This is a genomic window from Helicobacter bilis ATCC 51630 (genome assembly GCF_000686565.1).
In the GTDB taxonomy this organism is placed as follows: Bacteria; Campylobacterota; Campylobacteria; order Campylobacterales; family Helicobacteraceae; genus Helicobacter_A; species Helicobacter_A bilis.
Map to the genome: position 1 here is coordinate 17,558 of NZ_JMKW01000032.1, position 9,568 is coordinate 27,125.

10 protein-coding genes are annotated in these 9,568 nt (G+C 34.1%); 7 read left to right on the forward strand and 3 right to left on the reverse strand.

The window, feature by feature from the left end; genetic code table 11:
• Positions 1-202: 202 nt before the first annotated feature.
• The 6 genes from T368_RS0107275 to T368_RS0107300 all read left to right on the forward strand — a co-directional run bounded on the left by T368_RS0107275 (position 203) and on the right by T368_RS0107300 (position 3,915).
• Positions 203-967 (forward strand): PI-PLC domain-containing protein, encoded by a 765-nt coding sequence (locus T368_RS0107275; RefSeq protein WP_004085845.1) that lies wholly within the window; start codon positions 203-205, stop codon positions 965-967.
• Positions 960-1,598: an HAD family hydrolase gene (locus T368_RS0107280; protein WP_004085843.1), complete on the forward strand. Its 639-nt coding sequence runs from the start codon at positions 960-962 to the stop codon at positions 1,596-1,598. Before T368_RS0107275 ends, T368_RS0107280 begins: the two co-directional genes overlap by 8 nt.
• The gene (locus tag T368_RS0107285) at positions 1,591-2,313 is read left to right on the forward strand and encodes a glycosyltransferase family 2 protein (RefSeq protein ID WP_004085842.1); all 723 of its coding nucleotides are present in this window, start codon (positions 1,591-1,593) and stop codon (positions 2,311-2,313) included. The genes T368_RS0107280 and T368_RS0107285 overlap by 8 nt, the downstream gene beginning before the upstream one ends.
• Entirely contained in the window at positions 2,306-2,668 is a 363-nt protein-coding gene (locus T368_RS0107290; protein ID WP_004085840.1) for a nuclear transport factor 2 family protein, read from the forward strand. Before T368_RS0107285 ends, T368_RS0107290 begins: the two co-directional genes overlap by 8 nt.
• A gap of 1 nt (position 2,669) precedes the next feature.
• Positions 2,670-2,990 carry a hypothetical protein gene (locus T368_RS0107295; protein WP_004085837.1) on the forward strand — a complete coding sequence of 107 codons (321 nt, stop codon included), beginning with the start codon at positions 2,670-2,672 and terminating at the stop codon, positions 2,988-2,990.
• 121 nt (positions 2,991-3,111) lie between these two features.
• Positions 3,112-3,915: a 3'-5' exonuclease gene (locus T368_RS0107300; protein ID WP_004085835.1), complete on the forward strand. Its 804-nt coding sequence runs from the start codon at positions 3,112-3,114 to the stop codon at positions 3,913-3,915.
• 117 nt (positions 3,916-4,032) lie between these two features.
• On the opposite strand, the gene rpe is transcribed toward T368_RS0107300, so the two are convergent.
• The 3 genes from rpe to T368_RS0107315 form a co-directional block, all read right to left on the reverse strand.
• Positions 4,033-4,674: a ribulose-phosphate 3-epimerase gene (rpe, locus tag T368_RS0107305; RefSeq protein ID WP_005217423.1), complete on the reverse strand. Its 642-nt coding sequence runs from the start codon at positions 4,672-4,674 to the stop codon at positions 4,033-4,035.
• Between the two features lie 319 nt (positions 4,675-4,993).
• Complete coding sequence (locus T368_RS0107310) at positions 4,994-6,247, reverse strand: GNAT family N-acetyltransferase (RefSeq protein WP_004085831.1); 1,254 nt, start codon at positions 6,245-6,247, stop codon at positions 4,994-4,996.
• 257 nt (positions 6,248-6,504) lie between these two features.
• Positions 6,505-8,415 (reverse strand): flagellar hook-length control protein FliK, encoded by a 1,911-nt coding sequence (locus tag T368_RS0107315; protein ID WP_004085830.1) that lies wholly within the window; start codon positions 8,413-8,415, stop codon positions 6,505-6,507.
• A gap of 204 nt (positions 8,416-8,619) precedes the next feature.
• On the opposite strand from T368_RS0107315, the gene T368_RS0107320 reads away from it, so the two are divergent.
• Complete coding sequence (locus T368_RS0107320; RefSeq protein ID WP_004085828.1) at positions 8,620-9,054, forward strand: hypothetical protein; 435 nt, start codon at positions 8,620-8,622, stop codon at positions 9,052-9,054.
• Positions 9,055-9,568: the final 514 nt, after the last annotated feature.

Sequence of the window (9,568 nt, forward strand, 5' to 3'; positions counted from 1 at the left end):
CATTTACTCTAATATACAAACATTTCTTTCTTCGTATTAATATTTTAAAAACTTAGGCACTTTATGCAATCGCTTATTTTATGTAAAAATAAGCGATTGCAACCCAAAAAAATAATAACCATAAAAAAAATCAAAATATTTGCAAATCGTTTTTTTTTTTTTGTAAATTGCGGCATGAGTTTATAAAGAGAGAATAGAGGCGATGATTATCTTAGCACATAGGGGTTTGAACCATTATATAAAGGCAAATGCAGTTATAGAATCTAATGTGAAATCTAACATAAAAACAGACATAGAAAGAAAAAACGCATTTTCTCATAATGAAAATAACGCAATAAAAAGAAACATAGAATCTAACATAAAGGCACATAAATCTGGTAATAGTTTGCAAAATTTTTATGAAAGTTTTAGTTTGGGTTATGGTGTTGAGACAGATATTAGAGATTATTGTTTGGATTTAGTGATTTCGCATGATATGGCAGATTCTAATGCAGAATCTTTTGAGACTTTTTTGCAAACATATCAAAAACATGGTAATAATCTCACACTTGCCCTAAATATCAAAGCAGATGGGCTTTGTGTGCCACTAAAAAAAGCGTTGCAACAATATTGCATTGGCAATTATTTTGTCTTCGATATGTCCTTGCCAGATATGCTTAGCTACATAAAGCATGATATGAATGTATTCACAAGGCAGAGTGAATATGAAAAAATACCTGCATTGTATGATAAAGCAAAAGGTGTATGGCTTGATGAGTTTTGTAATCATTGGATTAGTGAAGAAATAATTCTTAAACATTTGGATAAAAAGAAGCAAATTTGCATTGTATCACCAGATTTACATAAGCGAGATTTTTGGCGTGAATGGGAAGAGTATAGATACATTATAAATAAGCATAAATTGCATAATAAAATCATGCTTTGCACGGATTATACACAAGCAGCAAAGGAGTTTTTTCATGGCTAAGATAAGAGCGGTTATTTTTGATATGGACGGAGTGTTGATTGAAGCAAAAGATTGGCATTATGAAGCGTTAAATAAAGCATTAGGGCTGTTTGGCATGCAAATTAGCCGTTATGACCATTTAGTTACTTTTGATGGATTGCCAACAAAGAAAAAGTTAGAAATGCTATCTATGGAGAGAAATCTACCACAAGGACTTCATAATTTTATCAATCAAATGAAGCAACTCTATACCATGCAGATTGTCTATACCTCTTGTAAGCCAACTTTTATCCATGAATACGCTCTCTCAAAGCTAAAATCAGCGGGCTACAAACTTGCCGTATGTTCAAACTCAATACAAGCAACCATTGAAACCATGATGCAAAAATCAGCTCTTTTACAATACCTTGATTTCTATCTCTCAAACCAAGATGTAAAAAAGCCAAAGCCAGACCCAGAAATCTATAATAAGGCAATAGGACGACTTCAGCTTAAACCAGACGAAGTGATGATAATAGAAGATAATGATCACGGCATTAAAGCAGCTAAAGCTACAGGGGCAAATGTGATGATAGTCCAAAGCGTTTTAGATGTGAATCTAGACAATATTCAATCACATATAGATCGTTTTGAAAGGAATGCAAATGATTAATGTGCTTATACCTTTGGCAGGAAAAAGTATGTTTTTTGATGATAGTATCAATATTTTCCCTAAACCACTTATTGAGATTTGCGGTAAGACTATGATAGAGCATTGCTTAGAGAATCTTGCTTTAATTCCTAACGCACGATTTATCTTCGTATTGCGTGAAATGTATGTGAATAAATATCATTTAGATAAAACAATCAAGCTATTAAGTCCAAATACAGAATTTATCGTGCTAAAAAATGATACTGCGGGTATGGCATGTAGTGCGTTATTTGCGATTGAATACATTAATAATGATAATGGGCTTATTATATGCAATGCAGATCAAATTTTAGATTGTGATTTATCTAAGATTCTAAAATATTTTGCAGATTTTGATGCAGGTGTTATTACATTTCCCTCCATTCATCCACGCTACGCTTATGCGTGTTTGGATAATGATGGCTTTGTCGTGCAGGTTGCTGAAAAAGTGCCATTAAGTAAAAATGCCATAGCGGGATTTTTCTATTTTAAACACGGAAGATATTTTGTAGAATCTACACAAAGCATGATTTATAAAGAAATAGCACATGAAGAAAAATATTATATTGCCCCTTGTCTTAATGAAATGATTTTAAAAAATCAAAAAATTGCCGTTTATAACATACCAGCAGAACAATATCATACTTTTTATAGTCCTGCTAAGATTACAGAGTTTGAAAGGATACACAATGCTTAAGCAATTAACGCAAGACTACATAAAAGCCTTTGGCACAAAGGATATAAATGCGATTTCTAATATGCTATGTGCGGATTTCACACTATGCGATCCAGAGATTAAAAAGAATGCAGTAAATGGGATTCAGGGGAAGGAAGCGTGTTTAAAAGCAATGCAGGGTATCTTTGATGGCTGCAAGGCATTAAATTTTAAAGCAAGAAACATCTTTGTTTGTGAAAATACTACTTTAATCGAGTTTTCTTTGCAGATAGATTCTGTCTTACTAGAGGGTGTGGATATTATAGAATGGGAAAAGAGCAATGAAACTTTTTTAATGAAAGAATTGCGTGCATATCTTGATATGCCAAAGGGATAATATGCAGCTTTATAGTTTAGATTCTATGATACGGGGTTGGTTTGTGGGTGATTTTACCCCATCAGTCATTCAAACTAAAGATTTTGAAGTAGGAATCAAATATTACAAAAAAGGCGACTATGAAGAGTGCCATACTCACAAAATTGCCACAGAAATTACCGTGATTGTAACAGGAAGTGTCCGCATGAAGGGCAAGGAATACAAACAAGGTGATATTATCGTAATAGAGCCAAATGAATCTAGCGACTTTTTAGCCTTGAGTGATTGCATTACCGCAGTTGTGAAAACACCCTCAGTTACAAACGATAAATATAAAGTATAGAATCTTTGCTATGTGTAATTTTATCTTAAAGCCCATTTTCATCACATTTCACATACATGTAATTTAAAACTTAATATCTAAGCAATACAATATCAGCTTAATATAACAAAAGGATTCTATAATGATTTGTGTTTTTGATATTGAGAGTGTGCCGGATATAGAGCTATTGCAAGAGATTTATCATTATGAAGGCGATGCTATGGAGATATGCAAACAGGCATTTGCAGCACAAAAAGAGAGTAGCGGGAGTGAGTTTTTACCGCTTAGTTTTCATAAGATTGTATCTATTGCAAGTGTGTTAGCAGATGATTTTGGTAATTTTATCAAAGTGGGGCATTTTGCAAAAGATGTGCCTTTGGAGAATAGAGAAGAAAACTTATTGCAAGAGTTTAGTAGCTTTTTAAACAAGCAAAATCCACGACTCATAAGCTTTAATGGCAGGGGTTATGATATGCCACTCATCGCCATTCGCTCACTCAAATACAATATCAATTTATCAGGCTACTACGAGACAGACAATCAGCAGTTTGGGAAAAACAAATGGGAGAATTATCGTCAAAGATATAGCGAGAGATTCCACCTTGATCTCTATGATACATTGGGAAATTATGGTGCGACAAGGGCGCTTAGCCTTGATGCTCTTTGCAAGATGGTAGGTATTATGGGAAAATATGAAGTGAGTGGTTCGCAAGTGCATGAGCTAATTTTTCAAGAGAATGATTTAGCAAAAGTTGATTTCTATTGCCAAAGCGATGTGTTAAATACCTACTGGTTATTTTTAAAATTCGAGCTTACAAAGGGTATGCTACAAATGAATGATTATCTGGCAAACCTTGCATTAATGAAAGAATCTTTACCTGAAAATGCCCCGTATAAAAATGCTTTTATAGAATCTTTGGAGAAAGAATTAGGGCGTTACAGCTAAGGCATAGTCAATGCAATTTGAATTCTAATCTCATTTATGGTGTTAAAGGCAATCCAATAAGACTGGGTTTTGCATCTCAAATAAAGACCACATGGCTTATATACCTTGCCTATAAATTTACACCTTTAGTTTCTGTATAGCCAGCTTTCTGTCCTTTTGCTTAAAGATATAATTACCAGCGACAGCTATATCAACGCCGACATTTTTTAGGGCATGGATATTTGTATCATTAATACCGCCATCAACTTCTATAAGGCATTGCGGATTACGCATTAGAATCATATCTTTTAAATCTGCTATTTTTTCTATCATATTTGGGATAAACTGCTGTCCGCCAAAGCCCGGATTCACACTCATGATAAGCACCATATCAATATCAGTAAGAATGTATTTCAATCCATCAAGTGGTGTGTGTGGATTGAGAGCGATAGCAGGTGAGATTCCATAAGATCTAATCTTTTGTATAAGTCTGTGCAAATGCTTTTCACTCTCAATATGCACACTCATATATTTTGGTGCTAAAGACGCGTATAAATCAACAAAAAAGTCTGCATCTTCAACCATAAAATGTATATCTAGCGGGATCTCACTTATGTCCTTAATCCCCTCTAATACGCAAGGTCCAAGTGTCATATTTGGCACAAAATGCCCATCCATTACATCAATATGTAAGAGATCGCACCCCCCTTTTACAACAGATTCTATCTCTTGTGCTAAGTATAAAAAATTTGCGGATAAAAGACTTGGGGCGACTTGCATGAAAGCACTTTGGGCTTGTGCGTTATTAGCAAATTGCGGCTCACTATAATCTTCTGAATCTATATTTTTCATAGATATCTTTGCTAAATCATCAATATCTCGTGCTTGTTTTAATGAATGGAGTAATTTCTCAAACTTTGGATCTAACATGCCCTATCCTTGCAAATCATTTGAAATATTCTTACCAAATAATCTTGTAATAATACAAAATAATCGTTAATTTCAAAATAATCATTATTGTAGAGAACATCGCATGTTAAGGCAAGTATATAAAAACATGGAATCTAGTCTCAAAAATCTATATATTGCATCCAAGCAATTAGAAATAATCACTAAAATACGCTTTCCCCTCCGGGATAATCTCTTCTAAAATATCAATTGTTATGTCGTCTGCATCAAGCCTATTAATCTGTCGTAAATATAGCGGTCGCTTATATCCCATAAGCATGGTTGTGAGTGTTTGGATATTAATATGTAGCGTATAGATAGAATCCCCTAAGTCTTCAAGGCTAGAGCTAGTCTCTCTTTCCATAACCTTTACTTGCTTTACATTTGGGCTAAACTGCACGATAAATTGCCTATTATTCCACTCAAGCAAAGGATCACTCACAATAAAGCAAAGCATAACATTCATATTGATAGAATCAAAAGGATATTGTGATAAAAACTGCATAACATCAACGATTCTTGCCATGATATAGGGCTGTGTGGTCTCTTTTATATGTCCATCTTCTAGCAGGAATGCAAGGTTATGATTGCTATAATTTGCTCCTTTTACCTTATCAAACATAGATTGATGTGCGTTTATATAACCCCAGATTCCATAATGGGCTTCTTCATTGAGATAGACTAACTCTTTGATTTTAAACACATCATTTTCTAGCAGATACACAATGTAGCCTGTGGGCTTGTCGTTGCTATCATAATAGATTGCGATCACCTCATCATCGACATCCCACCGCCAATACTCATCCCATGCGAGTTTATTGCGGATAAGACAGCCATGCGTTTGTTTTGCAAACTCATCGTGCAGGGCGATTAAGTCCTTATTATCACAATCTACCCTTTGTATGATTCCATCGACTTTTGGGACTTTTGGAGTTTGGTGGTCTTTCATGCTAAAAGTCATTTTATCACTTACAATCTCCCAGCCACGAGAGCGATAATAGGGGATTGAGTAAGGATATAGGCAGGATATGCTTTGCTTATTTTTCCGCATAGTTGATAGAATCTCTTTCATTAAATCTGCCATAAGACCAATGCCAGAATACTCTGGATAAGTCGCAACGCCTGTTATACCACCCATCTCAAAAATGCTATTATAAATGTTTATTTGCATAGGATAAAGTGCGATTTGAGAGACTAGTTTGTCTTTATTAAACCAGCCAAGCACATAGGCATTTTTTAACACAGGGTATTTTGACTGCTTAATAGCGGCATTATTCCAGCCAAATGTCAAAAGATCTTTTTCTGTTACTTGAAAGGCATAACGCAAAAGCTCATTAAACTCTTCTACATCATCTGCTACAAGTTGCCTTAATGTGAGTTCTTTTTTTAATTGTGATTTTTTCATGGCTTTCCTTTGTTTAAATATGAAATTATAGTTTAGATTCTCATATTTATCATTTTAAGCAAAGAAAAACTTTGTAATTTTAATTTCATAAGAGATTGTGCTGTGGATTATGTAGGTCTAAAACTTAATGGCATGACTTTGAGATTAGCAGAGATTAAATCGGTTCAAATCTTCTGCATGTCTTGTATATTTTTTTGCTGTATATAATCCTGCGTCAAATCTAAATAAGATTCTAAAGATTACTCAACAATCTCTCATCACGCATATTGCGGTAATGCAATCTCAAGTGATTGTGGGATATTGCCAAGTTGGGTTTGGGCTTCGGCTTCTTCAATGCTTTGAAGTTTAAGGTTATTTTCCTTTTGGTCTTTAGAGTCATTTTGTCCAGCATTACTGCCACCTCCATCATGTGTGCTGAAGTTTAAATCAAGGTTATTAAAGCCTATTTGCATAAGATTCTGTCGCAATTCCTGTGCGTTTTGCACAAACATTGTCATAACATTCGCATTTGAAGTAATGCTTACCTGCAAGTCTTTGCCCTTCTTAGAAATAGTCATTGCCACTTGCCCTAGATTTGCGGGATTAAGCTCTAGATTAATGCGTGTAATAGGCGGTTTATAGTTTAGAATCTCTTCTTTAAACTGACTTGCAAAATGCTTCATAGCTTCCCTTGCCATCGCATTTTTCATATTCACTTCTTGCTTTGTATGCACGGAACCCACTTCCTGTTTTGCATCGACTTTTTCCTTTGGTGCTTCTTCAACCTTTTTATCCATTTTGTTTATAACTTCTGCTTCTTTTGCTTTAGAATCTGTCTTTAGATTCTCTGCAAATAAAGCATCAAAAGGCTTTTGCACATCCATTTCAAAGGCTACATTTTTAGAATCTTTGATTTCTTTTGGGTCTAAAAACTGCCCTTGTTGCGCCCAGCCTTGATAGGTTTTTTGTATAGTAAGAGAATCTTTGCCATTAGCAATTTTAGAGCTTTGCTGTGCTATGTGTGCGGTAATTTTGGCTCGATTTACTTCAAGTATATCTGCTAAGTCTTCATCACCTGTAATACCCTGCAATTCTTCTAAAAACTCTTGCTCCATAATCTCATTGCGGACTTTAGATTCTGTAATATTTTTTGGTTGAATATGTGTGCGTTCAATCACCATAGATTTATCGCCATCACCGATTTTAAACTGCAATTTTTCCATTTCATTTTGTGCTTTTCGTTTGGCATTGGCATTTGCATCATAGCGGTTTAATAGCTCTGCTAATAGTGCATCTTTTTTTGCTTGTTCTCCCATGTCTTGCATACTTGTTTTTGCAAGTGAAGTGCTTATTGCCTGTCCTTTATCCTGCAAGGAAAATGCAAGTCGTTCTTTATTGCCCTCAAGCAGACTTCTATCCATTAAGTCTTGCGGATTTATGGGATTTTTCTTACCATTTTCTATAATCTCCATTTTTTGTAGATTGAGATTTCTTGCTTGTGCTTCCTTTTTGACATCATTGAGACTTTTTAGTTGAGATTCTTTATCTTGTGCTACATTTTTTGCTTTAGAATCTGCTGGTTTTATCTCATCTTTTTTTGGACTTATTTCTTCATCTACTTCATCTACATTTTCGCTATTTTGCTGCAAAGATTCTGCTGTAACATCGAGCTTATTCGCATTATCTTTTTTATCTTTAGTTTTTGTGGAATCTTCTTTTTTTGCGATTTTAGAATCTTTGGGGCTAGATTCCATTTTATCTGTTTTGCCCTCTTTTGCTTCTTTTAGCTTGTCTTGCAGGTCTATCTCTTGTGCGTCTATTTCTTCGCTAGATTCAGTATCTTTATCTTCTTCTTTACTCTCTTTCAAAGCTTTAGCAAGTGTTGCCTCATCTTGCTTTTTATTTGGCTTTGTTGTGAGTGGATTTGGCTCACTTTCTTTAGCTACATTTTTAGAGTCTTTAGAATCTTTTGCTTCTTTAGATTCTTTCATGTCTTTTTTATCTGTCTTTTTTTCACTCTCTTTTGTTTCTTTTGAGTCTTTTATCTTTGTAGAATCTTTTTGCTCTTTACTTGCAAGTGCTTCAGAAAATGAGAGTGTCGTGGTATCTGTATCTGCTTTTTGCTTTGGACTATCTGTGGGCGTGGCTTGAGATTGGCTTATCCCAGAAACATTCATATCAGCGACCATAAAGCACCCCTTATAATTTGTAAATATCGCTAAAGTAGAAGCAAAATTTATTCCCAAATAGTGTATTTTTAATACAATATGATACAATGCTAACTTTCAAAATGTTTTGATTATAAAAATAGGAAAAATATTGCAAACATTTTATTTTATTGCATATAATTGCAGATGGATAGTCAATATTTGATAATTATGCAGGAGTGATGTATGAGTCAGAAAAAAGCTGATTTTTTGGTTGATTTGCCTATGGTTTTTTCGGTGGTGAAACCTGAAGAACTTGTTGCAAGTGCGAATGAATTTTATGGCACAAATATGATTTTGCCAGAGCCCGGCAGCAAGTTTGATGCGCGCACAGAAAGGGGCATTATCCATGAGTTTCATCTCTATAAAATTACGATTAATAAACTTGACAAAGATGAGAGAAGTTTAAAAAACAATGTGAGTGGATTTGAAACTTTCATGGAAAAAATGGGGATTTTTACAAACCTTTATGAAGTTATGACTTTTACAGAAACTATTACGATTTTTTCTAGCCTTGAAGAAGCCGATGTGTTTTTACGCGCATGTTTGCGTTCAAACTCAAACCTAAAAACAAAAAGTGCATTCTTATGCACAGATACAGAGATAGAAGGACTAGATTAATTTTTATATTTATCCTAAAGATTCTACTTTTAGACTAACATGTCTACTTGGCATAAAGATAGATTCAATATGGCTTTTAATGTAGGGCTAGAATCTTTCATGCTGAAATCTTAATTATGGTTTTGTTTCTACACTTTCTAGTCATAGTAAGTTGTGATACGATTTTTGTAAGAGTTCATATTATTAAATGCATATTTTACTGATGATTCCAAAGTATAATGTTTAGAATCTAAAAATTGTCATATTGAGCGTAGCGAAATATCTAATACAGAATCTAACAAAAAGATTTTTCACCTATGGTTCAAAATGACAAGAAAAACTAATTTCTTGCTATTTTTTGTGCCACAAGCCATGCACTCCAATCATAAGGCAGAGAATCTTAACTTCTAAAACACTTAAATAAAGCTTAAAAATAAAACAAGATTTCATCTCATTTTATGTAAAAATATCGTTAAATCCCATAAAAATGTTACATTTTTTCCATTGAAATGCAGAAAAATCGTTTTTTTTTTTT

Bases quoted from the DNA above. Each gene is read 5' to 3' on its own strand.
- T368_RS0107300 (WP_004085835.1), top strand. From the start codon at position 3,112: ATGATTTGTGTTTTTGATATTGAGAGTGTGCCGGATATAGAGCTATTG.
- T368_RS0107280 (WP_004085843.1), top strand. From the start codon at position 960: ATGGCTAAGATAAGAGCGGTTATTTTTGATATGGACGGAGTGTTGATT.
- T368_RS0107295 (WP_004085837.1), top strand. From the start codon at position 2,670: ATGCAGCTTTATAGTTTAGATTCTATGATACGGGGTTGGTTTGTGGGT.
- T368_RS0107275 (WP_004085845.1), top strand. From the start codon at position 203: ATGATTATCTTAGCACATAGGGGTTTGAACCATTATATAAAGGCAAAT.
- T368_RS0107290 (WP_004085840.1), top strand. From the start codon at position 2,306: ATGCTTAAGCAATTAACGCAAGACTACATAAAAGCCTTTGGCACAAAG.
- T368_RS0107315 (WP_004085830.1), bottom strand. From the start codon at position 8,415: ATGGTCGCTGATATGAATGTTTCTGGGATAAGCCAATCTCAAGCCACG.
- T368_RS0107320 (WP_004085828.1), top strand. From the start codon at position 8,620: ATGAGTCAGAAAAAAGCTGATTTTTTGGTTGATTTGCCTATGGTTTTT.
- rpe (WP_005217423.1), bottom strand. From the start codon at position 4,674: ATGCAAGTCGCCCCAAGTCTTTTATCCGCAAATTTTTTATACTTAGCA.
- T368_RS0107285 (WP_004085842.1), top strand. From the start codon at position 1,591: ATGATTAATGTGCTTATACCTTTGGCAGGAAAAAGTATGTTTTTTGAT.
- T368_RS0107310 (WP_004085831.1), bottom strand. From the start codon at position 6,247: ATGAAAAAATCACAATTAAAAAAAGAACTCACATTAAGGCAACTTGTA.